The organism is Kitasatospora sp. NPDC001660, assembly GCF_053596725.1.
The window spans coordinates 1-14351 of the sequence record NZ_JBSFGU010000090.1 but is presented as its reverse complement, the minus strand read 5'-3'; the positions used below and the strand labels follow the sequence as shown (position 1 = coordinate 14351).

Below are 14351 nucleotides of genomic sequence, written 5' to 3'. Positions count from 1 at the left end.
GGTGGAAGGCGGCCGGTTCGGCACGCTCAGGGCCGGCAAGGACGGCGTGCTGTGGACGGGCCCGGCAGCACCCGGGCCGGTGCGCGGACGCCGTTCAGCGGGCCAGCACCCGCCGCAGTACCCCGGTCAGGGTGCCCGCCGGATCGCCGCCCGGGTCCGCCCCGGTGGCCCGCCATGCGACGATCCCGTCCGGCCGGACCAGCACGGCGCCCTCCGGGCCGACGCCGTACACCTGGCCGAACGCGCCTGCCGGGTCGCCCGGGTCGGTGCCGATCCGGTACGCGGCCAGCCCGACGCCGAGCCGTCCGGCGGCCTCGGCCGCCGCAGTGGCCCACGCCGGGCCGCGCTCGCCCGCCAGCAGGACGAAGCCCCGCCCGAACAGGTCCAGGGTGGCGATCGGGCCGTCCGTACCCGCCAGCACCAGGTACGGCGCCCGCGTGCCGGGCTGCCCGCGCAGGGCGCGCGGGTCGGAGGCGACCGGCAGCGGGTCGGCCCCGTCCTCCGGGACCACCGCCGCCGACCGGTAGGACTGGCCCATCGTCACCGCGAGCGCGTCCTGGACGGCCGCCTGCTGCTCCTCGGTGGCACTGCCGGAGCGCACCGCGAGCTGCAACGACCCCTGGGCGGCGGTGTGTTCGCCGACCGGCCGGCGCTCCGCGTCGTAGCTGTCCAGCAGCGCCGGGCCCGCCTCGTCGCGGAGCACCAGGGCCAGCTTCCAGGCCAGGTTGTGCGCGTCGGCGATCCCGGTGTTGGCCCCGTAGCCGCCGGTCGGCGGGATCACGTGGGCGGCGTCCCCGGCCAGCAGCACCCGGCCATGCCGGAAGCTTTCGGCGACCTGCTCGGCCATGTCCCACGGGAAGCGGGACCGGATGGTCACCTCGACCTCGGGAGTGCCGATCGCGGCGGTGACCAGTTCGGCGCAGCGCGCGTCGGTGAAGTCGTCCAGGCTCTCGCCGTCCTCCGGCCGGTAGCCGACGATCAGGGTGCCCTCGGTGAGGGTGTCGTCGTGCACCAAGATGCCGGTGACCTGGGGGTTCTTCACATGGACCACGCTGTACCGGCGTTCGCCGAGGGCGGCAGCCAGATCGGCCCGGAACGCGATGCTGACGTGCCGGGAGAGCACACCGCGCCCATGCCGACGCACCTTGAGCGCCTCCCGCACGGCCGAGCGCGGTCCGTCGCAGGCCACCAGCCAGCGGCTGCGGAAGGTGGTGGTGCCGCCGTCCGTGCCGAGTACGGCGGTGACCCCGTCCGGCGTCTCGTCGAAGGCGAGCAGCTCGGTGCCGAACCGTAGGTCCGCCCCGAGCTCCTCGGCCCGGGCCCGCAGCAGCGGCTCCAGCCGGTCCTGGGGCAGCAGCAGCAATCGGCTCGGCGTCAGCCCGGCCAGCTCGTCGGCGCCCTCCAACTCCTGTCGACTGAACAGTACTTCGCCGACGAGTGAAACCACGCCGGCCCGGGTCTGGTGCCGCTCGAAGCCGGCCGCCGCCCGCTTGGCCGCCTGCTCCACTCCGGCCTGCGCCAGCAGCTCGGCGGTCCGCGGGTAGTAGCCGACCGCGCGCGGGTGCACCGAGGTGCCGGGGTGGCGCTCCACCAGGGTGACCGGCACGCCGTGGTGGGCCAGGAACATCGCGGTCGACAGGCCCACCAGGCTGCCGCCGACGATCAGTACGGGTGCATCCGGTTCGGGTGCGTCACTGGAAGTCATCGAGGTCTCTCTCGTAGCGCGGTCGGGTGGTCGAAATCCGTGGGTGTTCAGGCCTTGAGCGCGTACGTGGCCCAGGTGGAGTCGGTGGTGAAGCCGAGCCTGCGGTTGAGCGCCACCACCGCGTGGTTGTCGATGTCGTTGAACACCTGGACCAGGGCCAGCTGCGGTTCGCGGGCGGCCACGTCGAGCAGCAGCTCGGCCTTCAGCCAGGACGCCAACGAACGGCGCTGGTGCCCGGGCAGGACGAGTGTCTCCCCGGCGTCCGCCATCGGGCTGTCCCGGACGAACAGCGTGCTGTAGCCGACAAGGTCACCGCTGTCCTCGGCCACCGCGGCCACCGCGTACAGCCGGTGGCCGGCCCGCTCGGCCTCGGCCTCCCGGGCCCGGACGTCGGCCACGCCGGGGTCGGACACCCGAGCCTGGCCGTTCACCGGGGCGTCCAGTGCGGCCCAGGCCCGGGCGTAGCCGGCCACCAGCTGATCGGGGCAGCGGCCGGTCCAGCGCACTAGCCGGTAGCCGGGCACCGGCCGCCCGGCGGCGGCCGCAAGAGCGGCCCGGCCCGGGCCGGCCAGCAGCAGCCGGTTGCGCAGCGTGGTCGCGGTGCGGTCCGCGCCCAGAGCGTCCGCGAAGGCCTGGGAGACCGCCCCGGCCGGTGCGTCCACCTTGAGCAACGACCGCTCCCGGGCGAGTAGTTCGTCCTGGGCGGCGCCGACCAGTGCCCGGCCGGCGCCCCGGCGGCGGAAGCCGGGGAACACCCATAGCGAGCCGTGGCCCGGCCCGGCCGGATCGGCCAGGTCGAGACCGAGTTTGATGCACCCGGCCGGCTCGTTCCCGTCATAGGCGGCCAGCAGCACCCGGTCGGCGCCGTGTCGGCGTTGGAACAGCCGGGCCAGCAGTAGCCCGGACACGGGTGGGTCGTTGGGCAGTTCGAGGCTCATGGTGGCCCGGAAGCCGGGCAGCAGGGCGGCGATGGTGGCCGGATCGTCTCCGTCCAGACTGCGAATCTCCATGGCCGTCAGCCTGGCGGCCGGTTCTCGAAGCTCCGTCCAGGGGCGCTGGACGGCGCCTCCTGGTGAACGACCCGCCGGGCTCGGCGAACGCCGTTGAGCCCCGCGGCCCTCGAGGAGTCCCGGAAGAGCCCTCGAAGGCCGCGGGGCTCAGGCCCGCGCCGTTGCCGCTGACGGCCGGTCAGGCTCCGCCGGTGACCCGCAGGGTCTCGCCGTTGATGTTGCCGTTGGCGGCGGAGCCGAGGAACACCACGGCCCGGGCCACGTCCTCCGGCAGCGACATCCGGCCCGACGGCAGGGAGCGGCCCTTCTCCGCCAGGAATCCGGCCGGAACGTGCGCCCGGACGGTCTCGGTCAGGGTCTGTCCGGGGACCACCATGTTCACCAGGATCCCCTCCGGTCCCAGCTCCCAGGCCAGACTGCGCATCAGGCCGTACAGGCCGGACTTGCCGGCCCCGTAGGCGCCCGCCCCGGGCTTGCCCGTGTCGGCCAGCCCGGCGCCGATCAGCACCACCCGGCCCCACTCCCGCCCGCGCATCGCGGGCAGCGCCGCCTGCAGGGTGTGGAAGGCGGCGTCCAGCGAGTTGTGCAGCACCTCCTGCCACTGCTTGGCGGGCACGTCCTCGAACCGGGGCGTCGGCACACCGGGTCGGGGGATGGCCTCGCTCCACACCACCGCGCTCGCCACCAGGACGTCGATCCCGCCCCACTCCTCGGCGACCCGGCCGAGCGTCTGCCGGATCGACCGCTCGTCCGTCAGGTCGTACTGGACCACCAGCGGGGTGCCGCCCGCGTCGGCCACCTGGGCCGCCGTCAGCTCGGCCCCCTCCCGATTGGTGTGGTAGGTGATCGCCACCCGGGCGCCCTCCGCGCCGTACGCCACCGCGGTCGCCCGGCCGATGCCCGAGGAGGCGCCGGTGACCAGCACGACCTTGTCCCGCAGAGCTGTCTCCATGGTGCTGCCTCCGTCATGAGCCGGGACGGACGCTCTGTCCGTGCCGGAAGAAGTCGTTGGGGTCGTAGGCCCGCTTCACCGCGCGCAGCCGGACCGCGTTCGGTCCGAAGCAGGCGTCCGCCCAGTCCGGGGCTACCCGGGAGCTGGGAAAGTTGATGTACGAGCCGCAGGCCAGCGGGGCCAGCGCGGCCTCCGCCCGGTCGGCCCAGGCGGTGAGCTCGGCGGCGGTGGCCGCGCTCGGTTCCGGCTCCCGGCTGGCGATCTGGTAGCCGACCAGGAACCGCGCGTTCCGGTGCGGGTAGGCGGTCGCGGTGCGGCCGACCCGGTTGGCCGCACCGCCGAGCGCGATGCACAGCAGGTAGCGCTCCCGGTCGATCGACGGATCCCAGGCGGCCAGCAGCTCGGCCGCCTCGGCCCGCGTGGCGGCCCGGGCGGTGAGCCGGTAGCTCTGCCGGGTGTACGGGTGCCGGTGGCCCTCCGCCTCCGGGTTGCTGCCGGTGCGGTGGCACTGCGCCACCGTCTTGGAGTCGCACAGCGCCTCGTGCATCACCCGGGAGTACGAGGCCCGCTCGCCGACCTTCCGAACCATCGGCCCGCACCCGGCCCGCTCGGCCAACTCATCGAGCAGGAGCTCCAGTTCCCCGGTCGGGCCGAGGTACACCCCCCAGATCTTCAGCACCGGCTCGCCGGCCGGGCCGAACATCCCGGGCAACACCACCAGCGAGCAGCCGAGTTCGTCCGGGGCGGCCACGCACCAGTCCTGCCAGGCCGCCAGCAGCCCGGCGGCGTCCCCGTACTCCCAGAGCGTCTCGAAGCCGGTGAGCTCGGGCGCGTCCACCGGCCGCACCTCGAATTCGGTGACCGCGCCGAAGCTGCCGCCCCCGCCGCCGCGCAGCGCCCAGAAGAGGTCCGGTTCATCGGTCGCCGAGCAGCGGACGATCCGGCCGTCGGCCAGCACCACGGTGGCGGCCGTCAGTCGGTCGCTGCCGAGGCCGAACGCGCGGGTCTGCCAGCCGAGGCCGCCGCCGGTCAGGAAGCCGGCCGCGCCGACGGTCGGGAAGGTGCCGGTGATGATCTGCCGGCCGAGTCGGCCCAGTGCGTCCAGCGCGTCCAGAGACTGGGTGCCGGCCCCGAGCCGGACGGTGTCCGGGCCGACCGAGACCCGGTTCATCCGGGATACGTCCACCACCAGCCCGGGCCCGGTGGACCAGCCGTTGAAGCTGTGCCCGCCACTTCGCAGGTGCACCGCGAGCCCGTGGTCCTGGCCGTGCCGGAGGCAGGCCCGGATGTCCTCGGGGGTCTCGCAGTACGCGATCGCGTACGGGGTGACGGTGTCGTACTCGGTGTTCTGCAGTTGACGGGCGAACGGATAGCCCGGGTCGGACGGCAGGACGAGCTCGCCCTGGAGCCGGTCGCGCAGCATGGTCCCTCCAGTGGGGCCGGGCCGGCACCCGATCGGGTACCGGCCCGGCGGCGCGGTGAGCGGGTGGCTACTTGTCGATGGCGAACTTGCGGGCGGTCACCTTCGCGCCGTCGTGACCGCGCAGCAGCTTGCCCTGCGGGTCGTAGAAGTTGGCGCCGCCGGTGCCCTCCCAGCGGTCGTCGCCGATCAGCTCCCCCTCGACGTGCACGTGTGCCTCGCCGATGTGCACACCCTCGTCGTTCACGGCCAGGATGTGGAAGTTGTAGCGGAAGGTCGACCCCGCGCCGGTGCTCTCCCAGTTGCCCAGCCCGATGTTCTTGGTGTTCACCTGGGTCGACGTCACGACGCCGTCCCCGGTGAATGAAACCAGTCCGAAGACGGACTTGCCGCCGTCGTCCAACTCGGTGGTCCAGGTCCCCACCAGCCGTGTGTCGGTCATGACAGCTCTCCTTCTGGGTTGTCGGGTTCGGTCGTCGGGCAAGGCCGTCCGGTGCCGCACACGCTGCTCCGCCGCTCTCAAGCCGGGCTCGAAGGGCCCTGTAGTCGGGCTGCGGCCGACGGTCCGCCCGGCCGAAGTTCCCGCATGTGTTCACCGCTTCGGCGGCGTTCGTGCACGCCGCCACCACTGGTTCCGGGTCAGCTGCTGCTGGAGCCGCGACTCCGTGGCACTGAGCGGGACTCCGGGGCACAGCCGCTCCGGGTGGAGGGGCGGAGGGCCGGCCGGGTACTGGTCGGTGGGCGGCCAGGGCGGGGACAGCGGCGTGCAGATCCAGTTACTGCCCAGGACGGCCAGGGCTCTCATGGCCCAGCCCAGAACAGCTCCGGGCGTCATGTGGCGGCGCATGGGCGCTCCTCTGCCGATAGGCCCTATTGATCGGACCCACGGTTGCCCGGAGCTCTCGAACGGTGGTCGAGACCTGGTCGAACCACCGCGGCGGCACAGGTTCGCCGCGGCTCCCCAAGCGAGGAACCGCGGCGCCGTGAGGAGGGTGTCCGGCTGGTCGGTCGCGGCGACCTGGTGCTGGACACCCTCCTCCGTCGGACGGACCGCTACGCGGTCGGCGTGGCGGTCTTGGCGCTGCGGCGCCGGACGTAGACGCGAGGACGGCGCCGCCGCCGAGCACGGCCACCCACCTTCGCAAGCTCCGCTGCCGGCCAGCGGTCAGGGCGCGGAGCGTAGCGGGTCGGCCGGATCGGGCAGCTCGCCGTGGGTGATCGGTGATGGGCTCCAGGAGATCGGGCCGGGCTGGCCGGGGCGGCCGCTGGTGATGGTTCGCTGGTCGCCAAGCTTTGGTAATGATTTCCATCTCGCTCTCGAAGTAGCTGGTTGTGAAAACCGTTTCCATCTATGGTGATGCCGTCCAACGGAGCCGGACCCCGCCCGGACGGCGGATCCGGCAGGTTTCGAGGAGCAATCCGTCATGCGTGTCGTTCCGTCCAGCAAGCCCCGCCGCCTCCCGAGAATCGTGCTCGGTGCGACCGCGGTCGCAGCCCTCGTCGCGACCAGCGCGTGCTCCACCAGCTCGCCGGCGAAGAGCACGTCCGCGGGGTCGAGCGGCACCGCGAGCGCGAAGGTGATCCAGGTCGTCGCGGCGGAGAACTTCTGGGGCTCGATCGCCACCCAGCTGGGCGGTGACCACGTGAAGGTGACGAGCGTGATCACCAACCCGGACACCGACCCGCACTCGTACGAGCCGACCGCCGCCGACGGCCGCACGGTCGCGGGCGCGGACTACGTGATCAGCAACGGGATCGGCTACGACGCTTGGTCGGACAAGCTGCTGTCCGCGAACCCGGCCTCCGGCCGGACCACGCTGAAGGTCGGTGACCTGCTGGGCGAGAAGGAGGGTGACAACCCGCACCAGTGGTACTCGGCGGACAGCGTCACCAAGGTGATCGACCGGATCACCGCCGACTACAAGAAGATAGACCCGGCCGACGCGGCCTACTTCGACACCCAGAAGAAGACCTTCACCACGCAGACGCTGGCCAAGTACAACCAGCTCGAAGCCGACATCAAGGCGAAGTACGCGGGTACCCCGATCGGCGCGTCCGAGTCGATCGTCACCCCGATGTCCGAGAGCCTGGGCCTGAAGATGCTGACGCCCGAGACGTTCCTGGACGCGGAGAGCGAGGGCACGGACCCGACCGCCGCCGACAAGGCCGCCATCGACCAGCAGATCTCCGGCAAGCAGATCAAGATCTACGTCTACAACACCCAGAACTCCAACCCCGACGTCGTGGCCCAGGTCAACGCCGCGAAGGCGCAGGGCATCCCGGTCGCCCAGGTCACCGAGACCCTCGCCCCGGCGGGTGCCACCTTCCAGGACTGGCAGACGCAGGAGCTCCAGGGCATCGCGGACGCGCTGAAGCAGGCGACGGGCAAGTGAGTATCCACCCGATCGAACGGGTCCGTAGCGAGATGGGCCGTACCGAGACGGAGCGCAACGCGCCCGGAGGGGAGCCGGTGCTGTCGCTGCGCGGTGCGGCCGTGCGCGTGGGCGGGCGGACCCTGTGGTCGGGTGTCGATCTGACCGTGGCGGCCGGGGAGTTCACCGCCGTCCTCGGCCCCAACGGGGTCGGCAAGTCCACCCTCGTCAAGGTCCTGCTGGGGATCCTCCCGGCGGCGGCCGGCGAGGTCCGCGTGCTCGGCGCGGCACCCGGGGAGCGGAGCACCGCGGTGGGCTACCTGCCGCAGCGCCGCAACTTCGACGCGAGCGTCCGCATCCGTGGGATGGATGTGGTGCGGCTGGGCCTGGACGGGGATCAGTGGGGGATCCCCGTCCCCGGCCTGGGCCGGGCCAAGCGCCGAGCAGCGCGTGAACGAGTCGAGCAGGTCATCGAGTTGGTCGGCGCAGCCAAGTACGCGCACCGGCCGATCGGGCAGTGCTCGGGCGGCGAGCAGCAGCGGCTGCTGATCGCCCAGGCGCTGGTACGGCGTCCGCGCGTGCTGCTGCTGGACGAGCCGCTGGACAGCCTGGACCTGCCCAACCAGGGCGCGATCGCCGGACTGTTGGGCCGGATCTGCCACGAGGAGGGGGTGTCGGTGGTGATGGTCGCGCACGACGTCAACCCGATACTCCACCACCTGGACCGGGTGGTCTACATCGCCGAGGGCGGCGCCGTGGCCGGCACCCCGGCCGAGGTGATCACCACCGAGACGCTGACCCGGCTGTACCGCACGCCCGTCGAGGTGCTGCGCACGAGCGACGGCCGACTGGTGGTGGTCGGGCAGCCGGAGGCCCCGGCCGTCCACACCGACCGGCACGGCGGGGGAGGCCGGGATGATCACTGATGTCGTTCCGCTGGCCTCCGACGCGACTTCGCCGGTGTTCTCCTGGAACCTCCTCGCGGACTTCCAGGACATGTGGTCCTACCTGTCCATGGTGAACGCCTTTCGGGCCGGGCTGATCGTGGCCGTGGTGTGTGCGGTGGTGGGCTGGTTCATGGTCCTGCGCCGGCAGACCTTTGCCGGGCACACGCTCTCCGTCGCCGCCTTCCCCGGTGCCTCGCTGGCCGTCCTGGCCGGTTTCTCCACCTCGCTCGGCTACTTCGGATTCTGCGTCGCCGCGGCCCTGGTGATAGCAGCGATGCAGCGCAAGGGCCGGGACGGCGGCGCGGAGGAGTCCGCCGTCACCGGTACGGTCCAGGCGTTCGCGCTGGCCTGCGGCTACCTCTTCATCAGCCTGTACAAGGGCTTGCTGGAGGGGCCGACGGCGCTGCTGTTCGGCGACTTCCTGGGCATCACCACCGGCCAGGTGGTGACCCTCGCGGTGGTCGGCGCGGTGGTGTTGGCCGTGCTGGCGGTGATCGGGCGCCCGTTGCTGTTCGCCTCGGTGGATCCGGAGGTGGCGGCCGGGCGGGGCGTGCCGGTGCGGCTGCTGGGCACGCTGTTCCTGGTCCTGCTGGGCGCGGCCACGGCCGAGGCCAGCCAGATCACCGGCACGCTGCTGGTGTTCGCACTGATGGTGATCCCCGCTGCGACCGCCCAGCAGCTCACCGCCCGGCCGGGGCTGAGCCTGCTGCTGTCGGTGCTCCTCGCTCTGGCGGCGTGCTGGGCGGGACTGATCGCGGCGTACTACCAGCCGTACCCGCTGGGCTTCTTCGTGACGGGCTTCGCCTTCGCCGCCTTCGTCCTCGCCCACCTGTTCCGCTTCGCCCGCGAGGCCGCCGGCCGTCGGGCGCCACTACAGATGGGGAGCGCCGCATGAGTACGGTCATCAGCCAGGCGTTCTTCCAACACGCCCTGCTCGCCGGGACGTTCATCGCGCTGGCGTGCGGTCTGGTGGGCTACTTCCTGGTGCTGCGAGCCCAGATCTTCACCGGCGACGCGCTCAGCCACGTCGCGTTCACCGGCGCGATGGCCGCCCTGGCCGGCGGATACGACCTGCGCCTCGGGCTGTTCGCCGCGACCGTCGGCGTCGGCCTGCTCATCGGCGGTCTCGGCCGCCGGGGCCGGGCGGACGACGTGGTGATCGGCAGCGTCTTCGCCTGGATCCTCGGCCTGGGCGCCTTCTTCCTCACCGTCTACACCACCTCGCGCAGCGGCGCCCAGGGCGGCGCCGGAACGAGCGTGCTGTTCGGCTCGATCTTCGGCCTGCACGGCAACCAGACCACCGTCGCGGTCGCCGTCGCGGGCGCGGTCTGCCTGATCGTGCTGCTGATCGCCCGGCCGCTGCTGTTCGCCACCCTGGACGAGGCCGTGGCCGCCGCCCGCGGAGTGCCGGTACGGGTGCTGGGCTTCATGTTCCTCGCGCTGGTCGGCGCCTGCGCCGGCGAGGCCACCCAAGCCGTCGGCTCGCTCCTGCTGCTGGGACTGCTCGCCGCCCCGGCGGGCGCGGCGATCCGACTCACCGACCGCCCGTACCGCGCGCTCGCGCTGTCCGCCGCGCTCGCCGTCGCGGAGATGTGGGGCGGCCTGCTCCTCAGCGCGGCGGCGCCGAAGCTGCCGCCGAGCTTCGCGATCATGGCGGTCGCCACCGCCGTGTACGCGGCCACCTTCCTCGTCCGCCCGGCCCGCGCCGCCCACCCCGCGACGGCCTGATCAAGCGGGGAAACGGGGGAGAGGATGACCGACACGAAGCCGACCGCCTTCGCCGACGCCGCCGAGCGGGCCGAACGCCGTCGGGCCAACGGCACGCCCGTTCGTCCCGCAGCCGGTGACGTCGAGCTGATCGGCCGGCCGACCCCGCGCCGCGCCGAGGTCCTCCAGGCGCTGGCCGAGTCCGAGGAGTTCGTCAGCGCCCAACTGCTGTACGCCAGACTGGTCCAGGCCGGTTCCCGGGTCGGCCTGAGCACCGTCTACCGCACCCTGAGCGCGCTCGCGGGGGTCGGTCGGGCCGACGTGGTGCGCGACGTCAACGGTGAGCGGCTGTTCCGCTACCGTCCCGGCCCCGACCACCGGCACTACCTGATCTGCCGCGCGTGCGGCCTCAGCCTGCCGGTGGACTCGACCGCCGTCGAGGCGTGGGCCGAGCGCATCGCCGAGATATCCGGCTTCGGCGAGGTCCACCACACCGTCGAGCTGGCGGGCATCTGTCCCAACTGCCGTACTGCCGGCTGACCAGCGGTCGGCCCCGATCCTCCTCGGCATGCGCCTGCGGTCGCGCGGATCGGTGCGCCTCGCCGGCGCGGACCCGGCGAGCACTCCCGTGATCGAGACCGGCTCCTTCGACGAACCCGGCGACCTGCGCGACGCCGTGGAGGCGTACCGGTTCGCCGAGGAGATCGCTCACACGCAGGCGATGCGCCCCTACCCTTCCGGGCGGCGGGAACCTGGCGGTCAACCGTCGCACGCTGCGCCAGATCCTGCTGTCCGGTCTGGAGAATGACGTGCACTACGGCGCCCGGCTCACGCACTACGAGCTCGGTCCCGAGGGATCGGTGACGGCGCGCTTCGCGGACGGCACCAACGCCACCGGTGACGTCCTGGTCGGCGCGGACGGCGTCAACTCCGCGGTGCGCGGCCAGTACCTGCCGCACGCGCGGGTCGTCGACGCCGGGCTGCGGCTGGTCTACGGCAAGGTCCCGTTCACGGACGAGGCGGCCCGCACGCTGCTGCCGCCCGAGCTGTTCGGACTGTGGACCACCGTCGTCGGCCCGCAGCGGCGCTTCGTCGGGCTTGCCCCGTGCGCTACCGCGAGCCGGTGCGCCGGGCCGCGGCGCGCCTCGCGCCCGGCATCGAGCTGACCGAGGACAGCGACTACCTGGCCTGCGTGTTCGGCGCCCGTCGGGAGCAGTTCCCCTGCGGCGACGAGGAGTTGTTCGCGATGGACGGCTCTGGGCTGCGGGCGCTCACACTGTCGATGGTGGAGGGCTGGGATTCCCGCCTGGTCGAGACGGTGTCGCGCCAGGATCCCGCCTCCCTGTTCCCGGTAGCGGTGCGCACCAGCGTGCCCGTCGCGCCCTGGGAGGCCACGGCGGTCACCCTGCGCGGGGAAGCGATCCACGTTATGAGCCCCGCGATCGGCGTCGGCGCGAACACCGCACTGCGGGACGCGCGCATCCTGACCGGGCACCTCGTGCAAGCCGCTGGCGGCCGTCCGATCTCTGAGGCCTTGCACGCCTACGAGGAGGAGATGCGCGGCTACGGGTTCGACGCCGTGCGCGAATCGGCTGCCCGCGGGCACCGCCTGGTGGGCCAGGACCCGATGCCGGCAGCCCAGATTTAGGCGTCGACCTGGCCCGTCGCCCGGGTGCACGCCCCGAGCAGTCGCCGGGGGCGGGCCGGCGCTGAGCCCGTCACCGGTGGCGGCAGCCGCGATCCTGGGCCGGCGCGATCAGACGGGGCCGGCCGGACCGAGGGCGGCTCGGGTCAGGGTGGTGGCGGTACGGACCGCACTGGCGATGGCGTCCTCCGGGTCAAGGCCGAGCAGGTCCATGAGGGTGAACAGGGCCTCGGCGCTGATGACGACGGTGAGGTCGCGCTTCAGCTGGGCGATCGCCTCGGCGTGTGCAGAGGCTTCCGTCCAGGGGGCGAGAGCGTGATCGATGAGTCCCAGCCGCAGCGCCGGACGGGCGGCAACGGCCTCGGGGCGGGTGATGGTGGCCGCGATCATGGCGCGCACGGCGCCCTGGTAGGTGAGCACCTGCCGCAGCAGGTGCTGCGCAGCCGCCGCGACCCGCTCGGCGGGGTCGGTGGAGCCGGCGACGGAGCGAAGTGCCTGCTCCGGGGTGGGCCACTGCCCGGCCATCGACTCCTGGAGCAGGCTGGCCAGGTCGGGGAAGTAGCGGTAGGCGGTCGCCTCGGAGACCAGGGCCGCCTTGGCCACCTCCGGCATGGTCACCTCGCGCCCGCTGCGCATCAGCTCGACCGCCGCGGACACGATCGCCGCGCGGGTGCGCAGCTTCTGATTGACCCGACCGCCCACGGGGGCGCTCTTCGGTTCGGTTTCCTGCATCCCTCAACAATAGCAAGCAGACCCCAATGATGAGAGTGCACTTGCACGACTCGTGCAAGTGCCCTACATTCATGAAAGTCGGCTCTCACGAAGGATTGGCCATGGCACCAGACGTCAACGTCACGTCTCCAGGAGGCGGCGAGGTGATCGACCTCGGGCAGGCTCGCATTCGCGTCCTGGAGGACGGCCGCACGACCGCGCACCGGCTCGGCGTCGCCGAGATCACCGTCCCGCCCGGCACCCAGGGACCGCCCCAGCACCGGCACGCCCAGCATGACGAAGGCTTCTACGTGGTCTCCGGTACCGCCAGGTTCACCGTCGGCGCGGATGTCCACGAGGCGCCCGCCGGGACGCTGGTCATGGTTCCCCCGGGTGCCCCGCACACCTTCGCCAACCCCGGCGACCAGCCCCTGGTCATGCTCAACACGTTCACGCCCGACCTGTACGTCCAGTACTTCCGGGACCTGCGCGACATGATCGCCGCCGGCCGGCCGATGACAGCGCGGAACGTGGCCGCAGTGATGGTCCGCTACGCCACGACCGCCGACGCCGACGGCCCGGACACCACACCGTCATCCACCGAGCAGAAGGACACCCTCACCATGACCGTCACCGCCTCGGCCCCCACGACCCGAACCATCGACCTGCGTCACGGACTGCGCGTCACCGTGCAGGAGTTCGGCGAGAACCGCGACGGCACCGGCGTCCTCATGCTCCACGGCGGCGCCGGACCGCGCTCGATGGCGGGCTTCGCAGCCGGCATGTCCCAGCACGCCCACGTGATCGTCCCGACCCACCCCGGCTTCGACGGCACCGCCCGCCCCGATGGCCTCGACACCGTCGCCGACCTCGCCTCCTCCTACCTCGACCTGCTCGACGAGCTCGGCCTGCACGGCGTCATGGTCGTCGGCAGCTCGGTAGGCGGCTGGATCGCCGCCGAAATGGGCGTACGCGACAACCGCGGCAGGATCAGTGCACTTGTCCTGCTCGGCTCCACCGGCATCACCCCCGAGCCTCCGCTCGCCATCACCAACCCCGCCGACCTGGGCCCCGTCCGCACCAGCGAACTCTCCTTCCACAACCCCGCCCTGCGCCCCGACTTCGCGGCGTTCAGCGACGAGCAGAAGGCCGCCATGGCCGCCAACCAGCGCACCCTGGCCGTCTACGCAGGCGACCCCTTCTGCCACGACCCCAAGCTCCGCTCCCGCCTGCACCGCGTCACCGTCCCGGTGCTGGTGCTCGCAGGCGAGCAGGACGGCATCGTCCCGCTGGAGTACGGGCGCGCCCTGGCCGGCTCCTTCCCCCGCGCCACCTTCCGCCCCGTTCCCGAGGCCGGGCACTTCCCCCACATCGAGCAGCCCGGCGCGGTCTTCGCCGCCATCGGCGACTTCGTCGACACCGAGGTCAAGCCCGACGGCGAGTGAGTCGGCTCCGCCGAGCCGGCCCTCGAGGCGGGTCGCTCCACCGCCGGGTCAGTCGAGCGTCGACGCCCAGCCCCGCAGGGTCTTGACGTTCTCCGCCCTTGATGGCGGCGCAACGGCAGCGGTGAGGACGAGGAAGCCGATCACCCCTTCGGAGGGCACACCCGGCTCGTTGTGAGGCGGCTCCGGCCGACGAGAGACAGCGCTGTACGGGCTCTGCAAGGCCCTGCAAGGCCAGCCCAGACGGGGGCCGTGCGGCCACGGCGTGCAAGACCGTTGTCGAGAGATAGGCGGGGCGGGGTACCTGGGAAGCGAGGCGGGCACAGGTCGCCGTGATCACGGAGTTGAGCTTGCTCCGCTTTGACGGACACCGTTGGTGTGGTGGTCAGGCCGCCAGGGCGGTCTCGTATTCGGCGGGACTGCGGTAGCCGAGGCTGCTG

At 72.5% G+C, this 14351-nt stretch carries 16 protein-coding genes and 1 pseudogene; 10 read left to right on the top strand and 7 right to left on the bottom strand.

Features of this window, described 5'->3' with window-relative positions; translation table 11 throughout:
* Positions 1-94: 94 nt before the first annotated feature.
* The 6 genes from ACWCXH_RS38760 to ACWCXH_RS38735 form a co-directional block, all read right to left on the bottom strand.
* A complete protein-coding gene (locus tag ACWCXH_RS38760) occupies positions 95-1705 on the bottom strand; it encodes an FAD-dependent oxidoreductase (RefSeq protein ID WP_449806218.1) in 1611 nt (536 codons plus the stop codon).
* A 47-nt stretch (positions 1706-1752) separates the two neighbouring features.
* Entirely contained in the window at positions 1753-2715 is a 963-nt protein-coding gene (locus tag ACWCXH_RS38755) for a GNAT family N-acetyltransferase (protein ID WP_449806217.1), read from the bottom strand.
* Between the two features lie 178 nt (positions 2716-2893).
* Positions 2894-3667 carry an SDR family NAD(P)-dependent oxidoreductase gene (locus ACWCXH_RS38750; protein WP_449806216.1) on the bottom strand — a complete coding sequence of 258 codons (774 nt, stop codon included), beginning with the start codon at positions 3665-3667 and terminating at the stop codon, positions 2894-2896.
* Positions 3668-3680: 13 nt separating this feature from the next.
* On the bottom strand, positions 3681-5090 hold the full coding sequence (locus tag ACWCXH_RS38745) for an FAD-binding oxidoreductase (protein ID WP_449806215.1): 1410 nt from the start codon (positions 5088-5090) through the stop codon (positions 3681-3683).
* Between the two features lie 67 nt (positions 5091-5157).
* Positions 5158-5529, bottom strand: coding sequence for a hypothetical protein (locus ACWCXH_RS38740; protein WP_449806214.1), 372 nt, complete (start codon positions 5527-5529; stop codon positions 5158-5160).
* Positions 5530-5679: 150 nt separating this feature from the next.
* Positions 5680-5934, bottom strand: coding sequence for a DUF6059 family protein (locus ACWCXH_RS38735; RefSeq protein ID WP_449806213.1), 255 nt, complete (start codon positions 5932-5934; stop codon positions 5680-5682).
* Between the two features lie 577 nt (positions 5935-6511).
* Between ACWCXH_RS38735 and ACWCXH_RS38730 the strand changes: the two genes are divergently transcribed.
* The 8 genes from ACWCXH_RS38730 to ACWCXH_RS38695 are packed head-to-tail and all read left to right on the top strand — an operon-like array spanning position 6512 to position 11761.
* The gene (locus ACWCXH_RS38730; RefSeq protein WP_449806212.1) at positions 6512-7480 is read left to right on the top strand and encodes a metal ABC transporter solute-binding protein, Zn/Mn family; all 969 of its coding nucleotides are present in this window, start codon (positions 6512-6514) and stop codon (positions 7478-7480) included.
* Entirely contained in the window at positions 7477-8385 is a 909-nt protein-coding gene (locus ACWCXH_RS38725; RefSeq protein ID WP_449806211.1) for a metal ABC transporter ATP-binding protein, read from the top strand. Before ACWCXH_RS38730 ends, ACWCXH_RS38725 begins: the two co-directional genes overlap by 4 nt.
* On the top strand, positions 8375-9301 hold the full coding sequence (locus tag ACWCXH_RS38720) for a metal ABC transporter permease (RefSeq protein WP_449806210.1): 927 nt from the start codon (positions 8375-8377) through the stop codon (positions 9299-9301). Before ACWCXH_RS38725 ends, ACWCXH_RS38720 begins: the two co-directional genes overlap by 11 nt.
* Positions 9298-10134 carry a metal ABC transporter permease gene (locus ACWCXH_RS38715; protein WP_449806209.1) on the top strand — a complete coding sequence of 279 codons (837 nt, stop codon included), beginning with the start codon at positions 9298-9300 and terminating at the stop codon, positions 10132-10134. Before ACWCXH_RS38720 ends, ACWCXH_RS38715 begins: the two co-directional genes overlap by 4 nt.
* Before the next feature lie 24 nt (positions 10135-10158).
* Positions 10159-10653, top strand: a complete 495-nt coding sequence (locus tag ACWCXH_RS38710) for a Fur family transcriptional regulator (RefSeq protein ID WP_449806208.1) — start codon at positions 10159-10161, stop codon at positions 10651-10653.
* A 28-nt stretch (positions 10654-10681) separates the two neighbouring features.
* The gene (locus ACWCXH_RS38705; RefSeq protein ID WP_449806207.1) at positions 10682-10921 is read left to right on the top strand and encodes a GMC oxidoreductase; all 240 of its coding nucleotides are present in this window, start codon (positions 10682-10684) and stop codon (positions 10919-10921) included.
* Between the two features lies 1 nt (position 10922).
* On the top strand, positions 10923-11279 hold the full coding sequence (locus tag ACWCXH_RS38700) for a hypothetical protein (RefSeq protein ID WP_449806206.1): 357 nt from the start codon (positions 10923-10925) through the stop codon (positions 11277-11279).
* Positions 11219-11761 carry an FAD-dependent oxidoreductase gene (locus ACWCXH_RS38695; protein WP_449806205.1) on the top strand — a complete coding sequence of 181 codons (543 nt, stop codon included), beginning with the start codon at positions 11219-11221 and terminating at the stop codon, positions 11759-11761. The genes ACWCXH_RS38700 and ACWCXH_RS38695 overlap by 61 nt, the downstream gene beginning before the upstream one ends.
* 108 nt (positions 11762-11869) lie before the next feature.
* On the opposite strand, the gene ACWCXH_RS38690 is transcribed toward ACWCXH_RS38695, so the two are convergent.
* A complete protein-coding gene (locus tag ACWCXH_RS38690; protein ID WP_449806204.1) occupies positions 11870-12490 on the bottom strand; it encodes a TetR/AcrR family transcriptional regulator in 621 nt (206 codons plus the stop codon).
* Between the two features lie 101 nt (positions 12491-12591).
* On the opposite strand from ACWCXH_RS38690, the pseudogene ACWCXH_RS38685 reads away from it, so the two are divergent.
* Positions 12592-13044 (top strand): annotated as a pseudogene (locus tag ACWCXH_RS38685) (cupin domain-containing protein); the annotation flags it as partial.
* Positions 13045-13092: 48 nt separating this feature from the next.
* Positions 13093-13914: an alpha/beta fold hydrolase gene (locus ACWCXH_RS38680; protein WP_449806219.1), complete on the top strand. Its 822-nt coding sequence runs from the start codon at positions 13093-13095 to the stop codon at positions 13912-13914.
* The last annotated feature ends 437 nt before the right edge of the window (positions 13915-14351 follow it).